The following is a 17,595-nucleotide window of genomic DNA, read 5'->3' as shown; positions in this document are numbered from 1 at the left end:
ATGATGATCAAACGGTCACGCCGTGACCGCAACAACTCAGGCCTTCTTCATCACCTGCTCGGCGATGTTGTTCGGCGCCGGCTCGTAATGATCGAACTCCATCGTGAACGTGGCACGCCCCTGCGTCTGCGAACGCAGCGAAGTGGCGTAGCCGAACATCTCGCCGAGCGGGATCATCGCGTTGATGGTCTTGCCCGACGGGGTGTCGTCAGAACCCTGCAGCACGCCGCGACGACGACTGACGTCGCCCATCACGTCGCCGAGGTAATCCTCCGGCGTCACGATCTCCACCTTCATGATCGGCTCGAGAAGGATCGGACGCGACTGCTTCGAACCGTCCTGGAACAGCTCCCTGAACGCGCCATGGGCGGCGATCTTGAAGGCCATTTCCGACGAATCGACGTCGTGGTAGGAGCCGAACACGAGGCGCGCCTTGATACCCACCACCGGGAAGCCGGCCAGGTGACCGCTGGTGATGGATTCGCGCAGGCCCTTTTCGACCGACGGAATGTATTCCTTCGGAACCACGCCGCCGGTAATTTCGTTGACGAACAGGAAATCGTCCTTGACATCGGCATGCTTGGCATCGGCGTCCGACATCGGCGAGAACTCGATCACCACGTGACCGTACTGGCCCTTGCCGCCCGACTGCTTGGCGTGCTTGAAGTCGGCCTTGTATTCGCCCTGGATTGTCTCGCGGTAAGCCACCTGCGGCTTGCCGACATTCGCCTCGACGTTGAACTCGCGACGCATGCGGTCGACCATGATGTCCAGGTGCAGCTCGCCCATGCCGGAGATGATGGTCTGGCCAGACTCCTCGTCGGTGCGCACGCGGAAGGTGGGATCTTCCTGCGCCAGGCGCCCCAGCGCGATACCCATCTTCTCCTGGTCCGACTTGGTCTTCGGCTCGACCGCCATCGAGATCACCGGCTCCGGGAAGGTCATGCGCTCGAGCACGATGACCTGGTCCTGAGCGCACAACGTGTCGCCAGTGGTCACGTCCTTCAGGCCGACCGCCGCAGCGATGTCGCCCGCACGCACTTCCTTGATTTCCAGGCGCTCGTTGGAGTGCATCTGCAGGATGCGGCCCACACGTTCTTTCTTCGACTTGACCGGGTTGTAGACCGAATCGCCCGAGTTCAATACGCCGGAGTAGACCCGGAAGAAGGTCAGCGAACCGACGAACGGATCGGTCATGATCTTGAACGCAAGCGCGGAGAACGGCGCCTTGTCGTCGGCCGGGCGGCTGGCCTCATGCTCGCTTTCGTCGACACCCTTGACCGGCGGGCGGTCGGCCGGCGACGGCAGCAGCTGGATGACCGCGTCGAGCATGGCCTGCACGCCCTTGTTCTTGAACGCAGTACCGCAGAACACCGGGATCAGCGACGTGGACAGCGTGCCCGCGCGCAGACCAGAAATGATGTCGTCCTCGCCGAGGTCACCCTCTTCGAGGTACTTATTCATCAGCTCTTCGGAGGTCTCGGCCGCCGACTCGACCATGAAGTTGCGCGCCGTCTCGACCACGTCCTTCAGGTCCGCGGGAATGTCGCGGTACTCGAAGTTCATGCCCTGGGACTCCATATCCCAGTAGATAGCCTTCATCTTGACCAGGTCGACCACGCCTTCGAAGTTGTCCTCGGCACCGATCGGCACCTGCATCGGCACCGGATGGGCACCGAGGCGGGACTTCAGCTGACCGACCACCTTCTCGAAATTGGCGCCGGTGCGGTCCATCTTGTTGACGAACGCGAGGCGGGGCACCGAATACTTGTTGGCCTGGCGCCACACGGTCTCGGACTGCGGCTGCACGCCACCGACCGCACACAACACGAATACCGCACCATCGAGCACGCGCAGGGAGCGCTCCACCTCGATGGTGAAGTCGACGTGCCCGGGAGTGTCGATGATGTTGAAGCGGTGCTGCGGCAGCGAGCGGTCCATACCCTGCCAGAAGCAAGTGGTGGCCGCCGAGGTGATGGTGATGCCGCGCTCCTGCTCCTGCTCCATCCAGTCCATCGTGGCCGCACCATCATGCACCTCGCCAATCTTGTGACTGACGCCGGTGTAGAAAAGGATGCGCTCCGTCGTGGTGGTCTTGCCGGCATCGATGTGGGCCATGATGCCGAAGTTGCGGTAGCGCTCGATCGGTGTGGTGCGTGCCATGGGATGTATACCTGCTTTCGGGCTACCCTGCCCTGCCTCAAGGCGGTCTTCTTAACCGCGCCTGTTTTTGGAAGTTCGCCAAACCGGCGAGCTCATTCCCGCGCCGCGAACGACGCGGGAAACGCCCGGATTACCAGCGGTAATGCGAGAACGCCTTGTTGGCTTCCGCCATGCGATGGGTCTCTTCGCGCTTCTTGATCGCGCCACCGCGGCTTTCGGAGGCTTCGAGAAGCTCGGCCGCAAGCTTGCGCGGCATCGAGGTCTCGCCACGCTTGCGCGCAGCCTCGATCGCCCAACGCATGGCCAGCGCCATACGACGACCCGGACGCACTTCAACCGGCACCTGATAGGTGGCACCACCGACGCGGCGGGACTTCACCTCGACCGCCGGGGCAATGTTATTGAGCGCCTTCTCGACCAGAGCCACCGGCTCTGCATTCTTTTCGCCCAGATGATCGAGCGCACCGTAGACGATGCTCTCGGCCACGGACTTCTTGCCGCTCTTCATCACCATGTTGATGAAGCGGGCAATCAGCTGGCTGCCGTGCTTGGGATCCGGCAGGATCAGACGGGCGGGATGTGAACCTTTACGCGACATGTCTTCAGTCCTCGACTCTTAGGCCTTCGGGCGCTTAGCGCCGTACTTCGAGCGGGCCTGGCGACGCTTGGCGACGCCGGCGCAATCGAGACTGCCGCGCACGGTGTGATAACGCACACCCGGGAGATCCTTGACACGACCGCCACGGATCAGCACCACCGAGTGCTCCTGCAGATTGTGACCTTCGCCACCGATATAGCTGATGACCTCGTAGCCATTGGTCAGACGGACCTTGGCCACCTTGCGCAGGGCCGAGTTCGGCTTCTTCGGGGTGGTCGTGTAAACGCGCGTGCAGACGCCGCGACGCTGCGGGCTACTCTGCAGGGCAGGCGAAGCGCTCTTGTAGCTCTTCGGGCTGCGGTTCTTGCGCACAAGCTGGTTGACTGTCGTCATGCGAAGCTGTTCCTGAGGAAACATAAAGGCAGACCGATACGATCCGGCCTGCCAAGAAGCGGGAATTTAACATGGGCGGCCTGCCACAGGCAAGCCTAAGCCCTTGACATCCTTGACTCGAACACGAGGCGCATCCGTTGCGCCTCATTTCGTTGGTTCAGCAAGCAACACCCTGGACGGGCTTACTCGACACCTGCATCCGTACCTGCGGGCGCTTCCACGGAGGAAGCCTGGGGGACGGAACCCGAAAGCGTTTCGAGCTCCAGGGCGGTCAGGCCACCCTGGCGTTGCCGCTGCGTGTGGTAAGCCAGACCCGTACCCGCTGGGATAAGCCGGCCGACAATAACATTTTCCTTCAAGCCACGCAAGGTGTCGCGCGTACCACGGACCGCCGCCTCTGTCAGCACGCGGGTGGTTTCCTGGAACGATGCGGCCGAGATGAACGACTCGGTCGCCAGCGACGCCTTGGTGATGCCCAGCAACACCGACTCGTAGCCCGCCGGACGCTCGCCCTTGTTGACGGCACGGTCGTTTTCTTCGTTGATGCGCACGCGCTCGACCTGCTCGCCGCGCAGATAATGGCTCTCACCGGGCTCGGTGATCTCCACCTTGCGCAGCATCTGGCGAATGATCGCCTCGATGTGCTTGTCGTTGATCTTCACGCCCTGCAGACGGTAGACGTCCTGGATCTCCTTGACCAGATAGGCTGCCAGCGGCTCCACGCCCAGCAGGCGCAGGATGTCATGCGGATTCGGCTCGCCGTCGACCACGGTTTCGCCCTTCTCCACATGCTCGCCTTCGAACACGATGACCTGACGCCACTTCGGAATCAGCTCCTCGTGCTCGTTGCCGTCGACGTCCTTGATGATCAGGCGCTGCTTGCCCTTGGTGTCCTTGCCGAAGCTGACCACACCCGAACGCTCGGCCAGGATCGCCGGTTCCTTCGGCTTGCGTGCCTCGAACAGGTCGGCCACGCGGGGCAGACCACCGGTGATGTCACGCGTCTTGGAGGTTTCCTGCGGGATACGGGCAACCACGTCGCCCACGCCCACTTCTGCACCGTTCTGGATCGACACGATGGCGCCGGCCGGCAGGAAGTACTGCGCCGGCACGTCGGTACCCGGCAGCTTCAGCTCGCGACCCTTCGCATCTTCCAGACGCACGATCGGACGCAGATCCTTGGCCGCCGTACCGCGACGCTTCGGATCGGTGACCACCGCCGACTCCAGGCCGGTCAGTTCGTCGGTCTGGTTCTGCACCGTCACACCATCGATGAAGTCGATGAAGCGCACGGTACCGGCCACTTCCGAAACGATCGGATGGGTGTGCGGGTCCCAGTTCGCGACGGTCTGACCCGCCTTGACCGGATCGCCGTCCTTCAGCGCCAGAGTGGCGCCGTACGGCACCTTGTAGCGCTCACGCTCGCGGCCGTTTGCGTCGATCACCGACACTTCGCCCGAACGCGACACGGCCACCAGGTGACCCTGCGCGTGCTGCACCGTCTTGAGGTTGTTGAACTTCAGCGTGCCGGTGGTCTTGACCGTGACGTTGTCCACTGCCGCCGCACGCGAAGCCGCACCACCGATGTGGAACGTACGCATGGTCAGCTGGGTGCCGGGCTCGCCGATCGACTGCGCGGCGATCACGCCGACCGCCTCGCCGATGTTGACCAGGTGGCCACGGGCCAGATCGCGGCCATAGCACAGGCCGCACACGCCATGGGTGGCTTCGCAGGTGATCGGCGAACGCACCTTGATCAGCTGCACGCCGGCCTGGTCGAGCTTCTCGACCAGCGCCTCGTCGAGCAGGGTGTCACGGGTGACGATAGGCTGATCGTCGTCGCCCGGCGCATAGACATCCTCGACCACCACCCGACCCAGTACGCGGTCGCGCAACGGCTCGACGACGTCACCGCCTTCGACGATCGGCTGCATGGTCAGGCCATTCTCGGTACCGCAGTCTTCCATGGTGACCACCACGTCCTGCGCCACGTCCACCAGACGGCGGGTCAGGTAACCCGAGTTAGCCGTCTTCAGCGCCGTATCCGCCAGGCCCTTTCGGGCACCGTGGGTGGAGTTGAAGTACTGCAGCACGTTCAGGCCTTCGCGGAAGTTGGCCTTGATCGGCGTCTCGATGATCGAGCCGTCCGGGCGGGCCATCAGGCCGCGCATGCCGGCCAGCTGGCGAATCTGCGCCACCGAACCACGGGCGCCGGAGTCAGCCATGATGTACAGCGAGTTCATCGACTTCTGGTTGACCGTCTTGCCCTCGGCGTCGGTGACCTTCTCGGTACCGATGCCGTCGATCATCGCCTTGGCGACCAGCTCGTTGGTGCGCGACCAGATGTCGACCACCTTGTTGTAGCGCTCACCAGCCGTGACCAGACCCGACTGGTACTGCTGCTGGATCTCGACGACTTCCTTCTCGGCCTCTTCCAGGATGCCCTTCTTCTCGTCCGGGATGATCATGTCATCGATGCCGATCGAGATACCCGCGCGCGTCGCGAAACGGTAGCCGGTGTACATCAGCTGGTCGGCGAACACCACGGTCTCCTTCAGACCGAGGCGACGGTAGCTGGCGTTGATCAGGCGCGAGATGGCTTTCTTCGACAGCTCCGTGTTGGCCAGCTCGAACGGCAGGCCTTCGGGCATGATCTCGAGCAGCAGCGCACGACCCACCGTGGTATCCAGCAGCAGGGTCTCGCTATGCCGCGTGCCGTCGTCGGCAATATGCACCTGCTTCACGCGCACCTTGACCTTGGCGTGCAGCTGGACCGCACGGTTGTCGTAGGCGCGACGCACTTCGCCGATGCCGGAGAACACCATGCCGGTGCCCTTCGCATTCACCAGCTCGCGGGTCATGTAGTACAGGCCCAGCACCACGTCCTGGGTCGGCACGATGATCGGCTCGCCGTTGGCGGGCGACAGGATGTTGTTCGACGACATCATCAGGGCGCGCGCTTCGAGCTGCGCTTCGATCGACAGCGGCACGTGCACGGCCATCTGGTCACCGTCGAAGTCGGCGTTGAAAGCGGTACAGACCAGCGGATGCAGCTGGATGGCCTTGCCTTCGATCAGCTTCGGCTCGAACGCCTGGATGCCGAGGCGGTGCAGCGTCGGGGCGCGGTTGAGCAGCACCGGATGTTCGCGGATCACCTCTTCGAGGATGTCCCACACCTGCGGCTCTTCGCGCTCGACCAGCTTCTTGGCGGCCTTGATGGTGGTCGCGTCGCCACGGGCCTGCAGCTTGGCGAAGATGAACGGCTTGAACAGCTCGAGCGCCATCTTCTTGGGCAGGCCGCACTGGTGCAGACGCAGGGTCGGCCCCACCACGATCACCGAACGACCGGAGTAGTCCACGCGCTTGCCGAGCAGGTTCTGGCGGAAACGCCCCTGCTTGCCCTTGATCATGTCGGCCAGCGACTTCAGCGCACGCTTGTTGGTACCGGTGATGGCACGACCACGGCGACCGTTGTCCAGCAGCGCATCCACCGATTCCTGCAGCATGCGCTTTTCGTTGCGCACGATGATGTCGGGCGCGCTGAGTTCAAGCAGGCGCTTCAGGCGGTTGTTGCGGTTGATGACGCGGCGGTACAGGTCGTTCAGGTCGGACGTGGCGAAGCGACCGCCATCCAGCGGCACCAGTGGACGCAGGTCCGGCGGCAGCACCGGCAGCACGGTCATGACCATCCATTCCGGACGGTTGCCGGACTCGAGGAAGGCCTCGATCAGCTTGACCCGCTTGGTCAGGCGCTTGAGCTTGGTTTCCGAACCGGTGGAAGCGATCTCTTCCTTCAGGCGGATCACTTCGGCCGGCAGGTCCAGCGACTTCAGCAGCTCGAACACGGCTTCCGCACCCATGCGGGCATCGAACTCGTCGCCGTGCTCTTCGACAGCCTCGAGGTACTGGTCCTCGGTCAGCATCTGGCCGCGCTCGAGCGCGGTCAGACCCGGGTCAATCACCACGAAGGCCTCGAAGTACAGGATGCGCTCGATGTCGCGCAGGGTCATGTCCAGCATCAGGCCGATGCGCGAGGGCAGCGACTTGAGGAACCAGATGTGGGCGGTCGGGCTAGCCAGTTCGATATGGCCCATGCGCTCACGGCGCACCTTGGCCAGGGTCACTTCGGTGCCGCACTTTTCGCAGACCACGCCGCGGTGCTTCATGCGCTTGTACTTGCCGCACAGGCACTCGTAGTCCTTCACCGGACCGAAGATGGCGGCGCAGAACAGGCCGTCACGCTCGGGCTTGAAGGTACGGTAGTTGATCGTTTCCGGCTTCTTCACCTCGCCGTACGACCACGAGCGGATCAGCTCCGGCGATGCCAGGGCGATCTTGATCGAGTCGAACTCGGGCGTGGTGCGCTGCTGGTTGAACAGATTGAGCAAGTCTTTCATTTCAAGTCTCCGATAGGAGCTGATTCTATGGCCGGGGTCCGCACGAGCGAGCGAATCCCTGTCTGGGTAACGGGAAACAGGGAACGGGAGATGGCTCCCGTCCCCGCCCCGACCATCACTTGATTTCTTCCAGGTCGATGTCGATGCCCAGCGAGCGGATTTCCTTCACCAGCACGTTGAAGGACTCCGGCATGCCGGCCGCCATCTCGTGGTTGCCGTCGACGATGTTCTTGTACATCTGGTTGCGGCCCTGCACGTCATCGGACTTCACCGTCAGCATTTCCTGCAGGGTGTAGGCCGCGCCGTAGGCTTCCAGCGCCCAGACTTCCATTTCGCCGAAGCGCTGACCACCGAACTGGGCCTTGCCGCCCAGCGGCTGCTGGGTAACAAGCGAGTACGGACCGGTGGAGCGCGCGTGCATCTTGTCGTCGACCAGGTGGTTGAGCTTCAGGTAATGCATGTAGCCCACGGTGACCGGGCGATCGAACGCCTCGCCGGTACGGCCGTCGAACAGCGCGGTCTGGCCCGACTCGGGCAGATCCGCCAGCTTCAGCATCGCCTTGATCTCGGTTTCCTCGGCACCGTCGAACACCGGGGTGGCCATCGGCACGCCCGCCTGCAGGTTGGTCGCCAGGTTCATGATCTCCTCGTCGCTAAGCGACTTCAGATCCACGTGCTGCACCGCGCCCGAGACATGGTGGTTGTAGATCTCGTCGAGGAAGCTGCGAACCTTGGCCACCTTCTCCTGTGCTTCCAGCATCTTCTGGATCTTTCGGCCCAGGCCCTTGGCGGCCCAGCCCAGATGCACTTCCAGAATCTGGCCGATGTTCATACGCGACGGCACGCCCAGCGGGTTCAGGCAGATGTCGACCGAGGTACCGTCCGCCATGTGCGGCATGTCCTCGACCGGAACCACGTTGGACACCACACCCTTGTTGCCGTGGCGGCCGGCCATCTTGTCGCCCGGCTGGATGCGACGCTTGACGGCCAGGAACACCTTGACCATCTTCAGCACGCCCGGTGCCAGATCGTCGCCCTGGGTGATCTTCGCCTGCTTCTCCTTGAAGCGCTTGTCGAACTCCTCGCGATGACGCTTGACCTGGTCGGCCGCGCGCTCGAGGAACTCGGTGACGTCCTCGTCCTTGACGTTGATCTTGAACCAGTCGTCCTTCTTCAGGCCGTCCAGGTAGGCATCGGTGATTTCGGCGCCGCGCTTCAGGCCGCCCGGACCGCTCATCGCCGACTTGCCGACCAGCTGGCCGCGCATGCGGTTGTAGATCGCGCCTTCCAGGATACGGAACTGGTCGTCGAAGTCCTTGCGGATGCGCTTGATCTCGGTTTCCTCGATCTGGCGCGCACGCTTGTCCTTCTCGATGCCGTCGCGGGTGAACACCTGCACGTCGATGACGGTGCCGTCCATGCCCGGCGGCACGCGCAGCGAGCTGTCCTTCACGTCGGACGCCTTCTCGCCGAAGATCGCGCGCAGCAGCTTCTCTTCCGGCGTCAGCTGGCTCTCGCCCTTCGGCGTGACCTTGCCGACCAGGATATCGCCCGCCTTCACTTCGGCACCGATGTACACGATGCCCGACTCGTCCAGACGCGCCAGCGCCTGTTCGCCCACGTTGGGGATGTCGGCGGTGATTTCCTCGGCACCCAGCTTCGTGTCGCGCGCGACGCAGGCCAGCTCCTCGATGTGGATCGAGGTGTAGCGGTCTTCCTGCACGACGCGCTCGGAGAGCAGGATCGAGTCTTCGAAGTTGTAGCCGTTCCACGGCATGAACGCGATCAGCATGTTCTGGCCGAGCGCAAGCTCGCCCAGATCGGTCGACGAACCGTCGGCCAGCGTATCGCCCTTGGCCACCATGTCACCGACGTTCACCAGCGGGCGCTGGTTGAGGTTGGTGTTCTGGTTGGAACGGGTGTACTTGGTCAGCGTGTAGATATCGACGCCGGCATCGTTCTCGCCGACTTCTTCCTCGTTCACGCGCACCACGATGCGGCCCGCGTCGACCTGGTCGATCACGCCGCCGCGCTTGGCGCTGACGGTGACGCCCGAGTCACGCGCCACCGCACGCTCGATGCCGGTACCCACCAGCGGGGTCTGCGAACGCAGCGTCGGCACCGCCTGGCGCTGCATGTTCGCGCCCATCAGTGCGCGGTTGGCGTCATCGTGCTCCAGGAACGGCACCAGCGCCGCCGCCACCGACACGGTCTGCATCGGCGAGACGTCCATGTAGTCGACTTCGGCAGCCGGACGCAGCTCGGATTCGCCACGGAAACGGCAGGACACGAATTCCTCGGTGAAGCTGCCGTCCTTGTTCAGGGGCGAGTTCGCCTGGGCGATCACGTGGTCGCCTTCCTCGATCGCCGACAGGTAGTCCACCTTGTCGGTGACCTTGCCGTTCAGCACCTTGCGGTACGGCGTCTCGAGGAAGCCGTAGGCATTCGTGCGGGCATACACGGCTAGCGAGTTGATCAGGCCGATGTTCGGGCCTTCCGGGGTTTCGATGGTGCAGACGCGGCCGTAATGGGTCGGATGCACGTCGCGCACTTCGAAGCCGGCGCGCTCGCGGGTCAGGCCGCCCGGCCCCAGCGCCGAGACGCGGCGCTTGTGGGTCACTTCCGACAGCGGGTTGTTCTGGTCCATGAACTGGCTGAGCTGCGAGGAGCCGAAGAACTCCTTCACCGCAGCCGCCACCGGCTTGGCATTGATCAGGTCCTGCGGGGTCAGGCCGTCGGCCTCGGCCAGCGACAGACGCTCGCGCACGGCACGCTCGACGCGCACAAGACCGATGCGGAAGGTGTTCTCGGCCATCTCGCCGACCGAACGCACGCGACGGTTGCCCAGGTGATCGATGTCGTCCACGGTGCCGTGGCCGTTCTTGATCTCGATCAGCACCTTCAGCACGTCGAGGATGTCGGACGTCTCGCCCTGCTCCTTGACCAGCTCCACGCAAGCTTCTTCCTTGCGGTCGCCGAAGTACTTGTGGTCGTACAGCACGCCCGGACCCAGGATGTCCTTGCGGCCCACGCGACGGTTGAACTTCATCCGGCCCACGGCCGACAGGTCGTAGCGGTCGAAGGTGAAGAACAGGTTGAAGAACAGGTTCTGCGCCGCTTCCTTGGTCGGCGGCTCGCCCGGACGCATCATCCGGTAGATCTCCACGAGCGCCTCGAGCGGCGTGTGGGTGCTGTCGATGCGCAGGGTGTGCGAGATGTACGCGCCGCGATCCAGGTCGTTCACGTACAGCGTCGGCAGGGTCTCGATACCGGCCTTGCGGAAGTTCTCGAGCTGCTCGGCGGTGATCTCGTCATTGGCCGAGGCCAGCAGTTCGCCGGTCTTCGGGTCCACCACGTCGATCGCCAGGATGCGGCCGACCGGGTAGTCGTCCGGCACTTCCAGCGCGGTGATGTCCTCGGCAGCCAGCTGGCGCACGTGACGCGCGGTGATGCGCTTGCCGGCTTCCACCAGCACCTTGTCGCCGACCATCAGGTCGAAGGTCAGCGTTTCGCCACGCAGGCGCTCGGCCACCAGGTCGAGCGTGGTGCCGCCCTTCTTGCCGAGGTGGAACACGTTGTGCTCGAAGAAGATGCCCAGCATCTCCTCGTTGCTGTAGCCCAGCGCGCGCAGCAGCACGGTCACCGGCAGCTTGCGGCGACGGTCGATACGGGTGAACAGCGCGTCCTTCGGATCGAACTCGAAGTCCAGCCACGAACCGCGGTAGGGGATCACGCGGGCGGAGAACAGCAGCTTGCCCGAGCTGTGCGTCTTGCCGCGGTCGTGGTCGAAGAACACGCCCGGCGAACGATGCAGCTGCGAGACGATGACGCGCTCGGTGCCGTTGATGATGAAGGTGCCGGTGTCGGTCATGAGCGGGATCTCGCCCATGTAGACCTCCTGCTCCTTGACGTACTTCACGGCCTTCCTGGAGGCCGGGCTGTCCTTGTCGTAGATGACCAGGCGCACGGTCACGCGCAGCGGCGCACCGTAGGTCATGCCGCGGTTGCGGCATTCACGCTCGTCGAACGGCGGCTCGCCCAGGCGATAGTCCACATACTCCAGGGCGGCATTGCCGGAGTAGCTGCTGATCGGGAAAACCGACTTCAGCGCCGCATGCAGCCCCCTGTCCGCCCGCTGTTTCGGCGCGACGTGCTCTTGCAGGAACTCCCGGTAGGAGTCGGTCTGGATCGTCAGCAAGTTGGGCACGCCCAGTACGGGCGGGCGCTTGCCGAAGTCCTTGCGGATGCGCTTCTTCTCGGTAAACGAGTAGGTCATGGTGGGTACCGCCTCGGTTCGCAGTGACGCCGGTGGTGCACGCACCGGCTAAATTGGGAAATCGGGTATCGAGAATGCGGAATCGCTCTGGCGCCTGATCGCGCGACGAGGGAAATTCCCTATTCTCCATACCCCATTTCTTCACAAAACAGGCAAAGCCCGGGGGCTTGCGCCCCCAGGCTTGCTTGACGCTGGATCAAACTGATGGCGCGCAAGGGCGCCAATTACTTCAGTTCGACCTTGGCGCCGGCAGCTTCCAGGTCCTTCTTGAACTTCTCGGCGTCTTCCTTCGAAGCGGCTTCCTTCAGGACGCCACCCTGCTCGGTCAGGTCCTTGGCTTCCTTCAGGCCCAGGCCGGTGATCGCGCGGACAGCCTTGATCACGTCGACCTTCTTCTCGCCGGCGCTCACCAGAACAACGTCGAACTCGGTCTTCTCTTCGGCAGCCGGGCCGGCAGCGGCGGGGCCAGCGGCCATCATCACCGGGGCGGCGGCGGACACGCCGAACTTCTCTTCGATGGCCTTCACCAGCTCCATCACTTCCATCAGCGACTTGGCGGCGACGGCGTCAACGATCTGTTCGTTGGTCAGGGACATTGTGTTTTACCTCTGGAAATTGAATCGAATGGGATAGACGACGAACTCAGGCTTCAGCCGCAGCTTCTTCCGCGACCGCTTCGCCACCGCCCTGCTTGTCGGCCACGGCCTTGACGGCGCGGGCGAACATCGCAGCGGGCTCGGCGAGCACGCGGGCCAGCATGGCCAGCGCTTCTTCGCGGGTCGGCAGCGAGGCCAGCACGTCCACGTGGGCAGCCGGCAGCAGCTTGCCTTCCACGGAAACGACCTTGGCCTTCAGCTTGTCGTTGGTCTTGGCGAATTCCTTGATCAGGCGACCGGCAGCGCCGGGCTCCTCGGTCGAGAACGCATACAGCAGCGGACCGGTCAGGGCGTCCTTGACGACCTCGAACTCGGTACCGGCCATGGCGCGCGCAGCCAGCGTGTTCTTGACAACTTTCAGGAACACGCCGCTCTCGCGGGCCTTCTTGCGCATCGCGGTCATCTGTTCGACCGTGGTGCCCGCGTACTCGACGGCAACCAAGGAGTGCGCCTTCGCGGCCACTTCGGCCAGTTCGGCGACTACTTCTTGCTTCTGAGAGAGATTCAGAGCCATATCACTCCTCCACTATGACATCCGCTTGCGGCTCCTGCCGCTTGCGGTCCTGGGCAGCGCCTTCCCTGACGCCGGGGACACCGGGGTGTCCCGGGTGGTGGCCTTTCCAGAAACGAATCGAACGGATTCCAGAAGGGACGACACCATCTACGCAGGCCGACCCACGGGGAGTCGATTAAGCGACCGGCTTTACGGCGACGGCGATTCCCTGCCACTGGCGAGCTCCCTGCCCGTCGTCGTCGCGCGCTGGTCGCGCCTGCGGTCTTTGACGATGGCCCCGGCGTGAGCCGGAGCTACCCTCAAAAACGGCCTGCATGCCTTTGGGGCATGCAGGACTTGGTTCTGCTTACTTCGCTGCGCTGGTGCTCAGCGACGAGGTATCAACCGGCACACCGACGCCCATCGTGCTGGACAGGGCGACCTTCTGCAGGTACTGGCCCTTGGCCGCAGCCGGCTTGGCCTTCAGCAGGTCGGCGATCAGTGCGTTCAGATTGTCCGCGAGCTGAGCCGCATCGAAGCTGGCCTTGCCGATGGTGGCGTGGATGATGCCGGCCTTGTCGTTGCGGAACTTCACCTGGCCCGCCTTGGCGTTCTTGACGGCGGTGGCGACGTCGGCGGTGACCGAGCCGTCCTTCGGGTTCGGCATCAGGCCGCGCGGACCCAGCAGCTGGCCGAGCTTGCCGACCACGCGCATGGCGTCCGGGGTGGCGATCACGCGACCGAAGTCGAGATCACCTGCCTGCATGCGCTCGGCCAGGTCGTCCATGCCGACCGCGTCGGCACCCGCAGCCTTGGCGGCCTCGGCCTTTTCGCCCGCCGGGCAGAACACGGCGACCTTGACGGTCTTGCCGGTGCCGTGCGGCAGCAGCGAGGAACCACGCACGCCCTGGTCCGACTTCTTGGCGTCGATACCGAGGCGCACGGCCACATCGACGGATTCGGCGAACTTCGCCTTGGCGTTGTCCTTGACCAGCTTCAGCGCCTCATCGAGGGCGTAGAACTTGCCGGGCTGCACTGCGGACTGGGCCGCCTTCATGCGCTTCGTGAGCTTTGCCATGTCTTAACCCTCCACCACGAGGCCCATGCTGCGGGCGCTACCGGCAATGGTGCGCACCGCGGCGTCCAGATCGGCAGCCGTCAGATCCGGCTCCTTCTGCTTTGCGATGTCTTCGAGCTGCTTGCGCGTGATCTTGCCGACCTTGTCGGTATTCGGCTTCGACGAGCCCTTCGCGACACCGGTGGCCTTCTTGATCAGGATCGAAGCAGGCGGGGTCTTGGTGATGAAGGTGAAGCTGCGATCAGAGTACGCCGTGATCACGGTCGGAATCGGCAGACCCGGCTCCAGCTTCTGCGTGGCGGCATTGAACGCCTTGCAGAATTCCATGATGTTCAGGCCGCGCTGACCCAGGGCCGGGCCCACGGGCGGCGACGGGTTGGCCTGACCGGCCTTGACCTGCAGCTTGATGTAACCTACGACTTTCTTTGCCATCGGGATTATCCTCGCGAGTCCAGACGCCTTACGGCTCCTCGCGGCAACCGTCCATGCGTGAGAGGGGAACCCGCGATCCTGCGAATTCCTGAAACACGGACACGCCGGACCATGAGATCCCGGCGTGAACCGCGCAGTTTACGGGGTGATCAGTTTTTAAGCAAGCCCCATGCCGGGGCCGCGCTCAGGCCTTCTCGACCTGGCCGAATTCCAGCTCGACCGGCGTCGAACGACCGAAAATCAGCACAGCCACGCGAAGACGGCTCTTCTCGTAGTTGACTTCCTCGACCACGCCATTGAAATCGTTAAACGGACCATCGGTGACGCGCACCATTTCGCCCGGCTCGAACAGCACCTTGGGCTTGGGCTTTTCGACACCTTCGCGGACGCGACTCAGAATGGTGTCGGCCTCGCTGTCGCGAATCGGCAGCGGACGATCCGCCGTACCACCGATGAAACCCATGACCTTCGGGGTTTCCTTCACCAGATGCCAGCATTCGTCGTCGATGCGCGGCGACTTGCCGCTGGTATCGGTCTCGATCTGGACCAGCACGTAACCCGGGAAGAACTTGCGCTCACTGCGACGCTTCTGGCCGCCGCGCATCTCGATCACTTCCTCGGTCGGCACCAGTACTTCGCCGAACTTCTCTTCCATGCCGGCGCGCTTGATGCGCTCGTCAAGCGCACGCTTGACCTGGTTCTCGAAGCCCGAATAGGCATGCACCACATACCAACGTTTGCTCATGCCTTCCATCTTATCCACCCAGTTTCAGCAGCCAGTCCAGGATGACCGACTTCAGGATCAGGTCGATCGCCCCGAGCAGCAGCGAGAGCACGATCACCACGGCGATGATGATACCCGTGGTCTTCACGGTCTCATCGCGCGTGGGCCAGACCACCTTGCGCATCTCGAACTGCGACTCGGCAATGAAATTGCGCACGCGGCGGCCCGGACCGGTAAAGGCACCAATGGCCAGCGAGACCACTACACCGACCACCAGGCCGAGCAGCCGGATCGACGACGACACAGCACCGTTGCCCAGCACCGTGTACGCCACGACGGCCGCCACCAGAATGACGACTGCCAGCGTCAGCTTGCCGACATCGCCGGTACTTACGCCCTTGGTCTGTTCCACCTTGGTATTCATGCGCATCGTGCGGAGCCGCTTGTCTGGACAGGCCTGAACCCATCGATCCACGTTCCGCCATCGTTCCTTAAGAAGATGGCACGCCAGGAGGGACTCGAACCCCCAACCTGCGGTTTTGGAGACCGCTGCTCTGCCAATTGAGCTACTGGCGTACGCTGCTTGAGCTTCAAACACGATGGCGAGCGGTCATGACCGCTCGCCTTCGCGACCTTCATGCCATCACGTTGCCGCGACGGCCAATCTTACTTGACGATCTTGGCGACGACGCCGGCGCCGACGGTACGACCGCCTTCGCGGATCGCGAAGCGCAGGCCCTCGTCCATCGCGATCGGGTGGATCAGGCTCACCACCATCTTCACGTTGTCGCCAGGCATCACCATCTCGACGCCTTCCGGCAGCTGCACCGCGCCCGTCACGTCCGTCGTGCGGAAGTAGAACTGCGGACGGTAGCCCTTGAAGAACGGCGTGTGACGACCACCCTCGTCCTTCGACAGCACGTACACCTCGGCCTCGAAGTCCGTGTGCGGCGTGATCGAACCCGGCTTGGCCAGCACCTGGCCACGCTCCACTTCGTCACGCTTCGTGCCGCGCAGCAGCAGGCCCACGTTGTCGCCCGCCTGGCCCTGGTCCAGCAGCTTGCGGAACATTTCAACGCCGGTCACCGTCGTCTTGGTGGTCGGGCGGATACCGACAATCTCGATTTCCTCGCCCACCTTGATGATGCCGCGCTCCACGCGACCGGTCACCACCGTGCCACGACCCGAGATCGAGAACACGTCTTCGACCGGCATCAGAAACGGCTTGTCGATGTCGCGCTGCGGTTCCGGAATGTACGAATCCAGCGCATCCACCAGCGCGATGATCGCCGGCACGCCGATTTCGCTCTGATCACCTTCCAGCGCCTTCAGCGCCGAACCCTTGATGATCGGCGTGTCGTCGCCCGGGAAGTCGTACTTCGACAGCAGCTCGCGCACTTCCATCTCGACCAGCTCGAGCAGCTCGGCGTCGTCCACCATGTCGGCCTTGTTCAGGAACACGACGATGTACGGCACGCCCACCTGGCGCGACAGCAGGATGTGTTCGCGCGTCTGCGGCATCGGGCCGTCAGCGGCCGAGCACACCAGGATCGCGCCGTCCATCTGCGCCGCACCCGTGATCATGTTCTTCACGTAGTCCGCGTGACCCGGGCAGTCCACGTGCGCGTAGTGGCGCGTCGGCGATTCGTATTCCACGTGTGCGGTGGAAATCGTGATGCCGCGTGCCTTTTCTTCCGGCGCCGCGTCGATCGCGTCGTAGGCCTTGAATTCGCCGCCAAACCGTTCCGCACCGATCTTCGTCAGTGCCGCCGTCAGCGTCGTCTTGCCGTGGTCCACGTGTCCGATCGTGCCCACGTTGACGTGCGGCTTGGTGCGTTCGAATTTACCCTTTGCCATACGCGCTAAACCCCGATGGAGTCAATTGATGTGAGAGAAAACAGTCCGCATGACTGCGTGACGCCACCCGACTTGCCGTGCAAGTGGTGCTCATGACTGGAATCGAACCAGCGACCTCTTCCTTACCAAGGAAGTGCTCTACCGACTGAGCTACATGAGCACGAAACACGACGAGGGGATCAATGGAGCGGGAGACGGGAATCGAACCCGCACCATCAGCTTGGAAGGCTGAGGTTCTACCATTGAACTACTCCCGCCCGGGTGAAGCCTTTTGCGCGGAACTTGTCATGGTGGAGGGAGGTGGATTCGAACCACCGAAGGCGTAAGCCAGCAGATTTACAGTCTGCCCCCGTTGGCCGCTTGGGTATCCCTCCAACAAAGAACGGCTATTTTCGCCACGCCTCCGGAATCTGTCAACAGTTAAACGACATTTTCCGGTGCACGATCGGGCGCCGAACTGCACGGGCCGCGCATGATGCGCGCTTGGCTTCGACAGAGCAAGCGCTTTGTGCGAACAGCCACATCAAG

General features: G+C 63.4%; 12 protein-coding genes and 4 tRNA genes. All 16 read right to left on the bottom strand.

Annotated elements, in window-relative coordinates; all coding sequences use genetic code 11:
- Positions 1 to 36 precede the first annotated feature (36 nt).
- The 16 genes from fusA to RA164_RS04285 all read right to left on the bottom strand — a co-directional run bounded on the left by fusA (position 37) and on the right by RA164_RS04285 (position 17,441).
- Positions 37 to 2,163, bottom strand: coding sequence for an elongation factor G (gene fusA, locus RA164_RS04360; protein ID WP_329742748.1), 2,127 nt, complete (start codon positions 2,161 to 2,163; stop codon positions 37 to 39).
- 130 nt (positions 2,164 to 2,293) lie between these two features.
- Positions 2,294 to 2,761 carry a 30S ribosomal protein S7 gene (rpsG, locus tag RA164_RS04355; RefSeq protein ID WP_329742747.1) on the bottom strand — a complete coding sequence of 156 codons (468 nt, stop codon included), beginning with the start codon at positions 2,759 to 2,761 and terminating at the stop codon, positions 2,294 to 2,296.
- A gap of 18 nt (positions 2,762 to 2,779) precedes the next feature.
- Complete coding sequence (gene rpsL / locus RA164_RS04350; protein WP_329742746.1) at positions 2,780 to 3,154, bottom strand: 30S ribosomal protein S12; 375 nt, start codon at positions 3,152 to 3,154, stop codon at positions 2,780 to 2,782.
- Between the two features lie 182 nt (positions 3,155 to 3,336).
- Positions 3,337 to 7,551 carry a DNA-directed RNA polymerase subunit beta' gene (gene rpoC, locus RA164_RS04345; protein ID WP_329742745.1) on the bottom strand — a complete coding sequence of 1,405 codons (4,215 nt, stop codon included), beginning with the start codon at positions 7,549 to 7,551 and terminating at the stop codon, positions 3,337 to 3,339.
- A gap of 115 nt (positions 7,552 to 7,666) precedes the next feature.
- Complete coding sequence (gene rpoB / locus RA164_RS04340; protein WP_329742744.1) at positions 7,667 to 11,827, bottom strand: DNA-directed RNA polymerase subunit beta; 4,161 nt, start codon at positions 11,825 to 11,827, stop codon at positions 7,667 to 7,669.
- A 224-nt stretch (positions 11,828 to 12,051) separates the two neighbouring features.
- Positions 12,052 to 12,423: a 50S ribosomal protein L7/L12 gene (rplL, locus tag RA164_RS04335; protein ID WP_329742743.1), complete on the bottom strand. Its 372-nt coding sequence runs from the start codon at positions 12,421 to 12,423 to the stop codon at positions 12,052 to 12,054.
- 46 nt (positions 12,424 to 12,469) lie between these two features.
- Positions 12,470 to 12,997 (bottom strand): 50S ribosomal protein L10, encoded by a 528-nt coding sequence (gene rplJ, locus RA164_RS04330; protein ID WP_329742742.1) that lies wholly within the window; start codon positions 12,995 to 12,997, stop codon positions 12,470 to 12,472.
- Between the two features lie 346 nt (positions 12,998 to 13,343).
- Complete coding sequence (rplA, locus tag RA164_RS04325) at positions 13,344 to 14,054, bottom strand: 50S ribosomal protein L1 (protein ID WP_329742741.1); 711 nt, start codon at positions 14,052 to 14,054, stop codon at positions 13,344 to 13,346.
- A gap of 3 nt (positions 14,055 to 14,057) precedes the next feature.
- The gene (gene rplK / locus RA164_RS04320) at positions 14,058 to 14,486 is read right to left on the bottom strand and encodes a 50S ribosomal protein L11 (RefSeq protein WP_329742740.1); all 429 of its coding nucleotides are present in this window, start codon (positions 14,484 to 14,486) and stop codon (positions 14,058 to 14,060) included.
- 184 nt (positions 14,487 to 14,670) lie between these two features.
- A complete protein-coding gene (gene nusG, locus RA164_RS04315) occupies positions 14,671 to 15,231 on the bottom strand; it encodes a transcription termination/antitermination protein NusG (protein ID WP_329742739.1) in 561 nt (186 codons plus the stop codon).
- A 10-nt stretch (positions 15,232 to 15,241) separates the two neighbouring features.
- Positions 15,242 to 15,634: a preprotein translocase subunit SecE gene (secE, locus tag RA164_RS04310; RefSeq protein ID WP_329742738.1), complete on the bottom strand. Its 393-nt coding sequence runs from the start codon at positions 15,632 to 15,634 to the stop codon at positions 15,242 to 15,244.
- Between the two features lie 76 nt (positions 15,635 to 15,710).
- A tRNA-Trp gene (locus tag RA164_RS04305) sits at positions 15,711 to 15,786 on the bottom strand.
- Between the two features lie 90 nt (positions 15,787 to 15,876).
- The gene (gene tuf, locus RA164_RS04300; protein WP_329742737.1) at positions 15,877 to 17,067 is read right to left on the bottom strand and encodes an elongation factor Tu; all 1,191 of its coding nucleotides are present in this window, start codon (positions 17,065 to 17,067) and stop codon (positions 15,877 to 15,879) included.
- A gap of 84 nt (positions 17,068 to 17,151) precedes the next feature.
- A tRNA-Thr gene (locus RA164_RS04295) sits at positions 17,152 to 17,227 on the bottom strand.
- Between the two features lie 23 nt (positions 17,228 to 17,250).
- Positions 17,251 to 17,324: transfer RNA gene (locus RA164_RS04290), tRNA-Gly, on the bottom strand.
- A gap of 31 nt (positions 17,325 to 17,355) precedes the next feature.
- A tRNA-Tyr gene (locus RA164_RS04285) sits at positions 17,356 to 17,441 on the bottom strand.
- Positions 17,442 to 17,595: the final 154 nt, after the last annotated feature.

The organism is Dyella sp. A6, from assembly GCF_036320485.1.
GTDB classification, from domain to species: Bacteria; Pseudomonadota; Gammaproteobacteria; order Xanthomonadales; family Rhodanobacteraceae; genus Rhodanobacter_A; species Rhodanobacter_A aluminiiresistens.
The sequence above is the reverse complement of the archived record's forward strand: the minus strand, read 5'-3'. Positions and strand labels throughout refer to the sequence as shown.

Excerpts from the sequence above, each read along its gene's own strand:
- fusA (WP_329742748.1), bottom strand. The coding sequence starts at position 2,163 with ATGGCACGCACCACACCGATCGAGCGCTACCGCAACTTCGGCATCATG.
- rpsG (WP_329742747.1), bottom strand. The coding sequence starts at position 2,761 with ATGTCGCGTAAAGGTTCACATCCCGCCCGTCTGATCCTGCCGGATCCC.
- rpsL (WP_329742746.1), bottom strand. The coding sequence starts at position 3,154 with ATGACGACAGTCAACCAGCTTGTGCGCAAGAACCGCAGCCCGAAGAGC.
- rpoC (WP_329742745.1), bottom strand. The coding sequence starts at position 7,551 with ATGAAAGACTTGCTCAATCTGTTCAACCAGCAGCGCACCACGCCCGAG.
- rpoB (WP_329742744.1), bottom strand. The coding sequence starts at position 11,827 with ATGACCTACTCGTTTACCGAGAAGAAGCGCATCCGCAAGGACTTCGGC.
- rplL (WP_329742743.1), bottom strand. The coding sequence starts at position 12,423 with ATGTCCCTGACCAACGAACAGATCGTTGACGCCGTCGCCGCCAAGTCG.
- rplJ (WP_329742742.1), bottom strand. The coding sequence starts at position 12,997 with ATGGCTCTGAATCTCTCTCAGAAGCAAGAAGTAGTCGCCGAACTGGCC.
- rplA (WP_329742741.1), bottom strand. The coding sequence starts at position 14,054 with ATGGCAAAGCTCACGAAGCGCATGAAGGCGGCCCAGTCCGCAGTGCAG.
- rplK (WP_329742740.1), bottom strand. The coding sequence starts at position 14,486 with ATGGCAAAGAAAGTCGTAGGTTACATCAAGCTGCAGGTCAAGGCCGGT.
- nusG (WP_329742739.1), bottom strand. The coding sequence starts at position 15,231 with ATGAGCAAACGTTGGTATGTGGTGCATGCCTATTCGGGCTTCGAGAAC.
- secE (WP_329742738.1), bottom strand. The coding sequence starts at position 15,634 with ATGAATACCAAGGTGGAACAGACCAAGGGCGTAAGTACCGGCGATGTC.
- tuf (WP_329742737.1), bottom strand. The coding sequence starts at position 17,067 with ATGGCAAAGGGTAAATTCGAACGCACCAAGCCGCACGTCAACGTGGGC.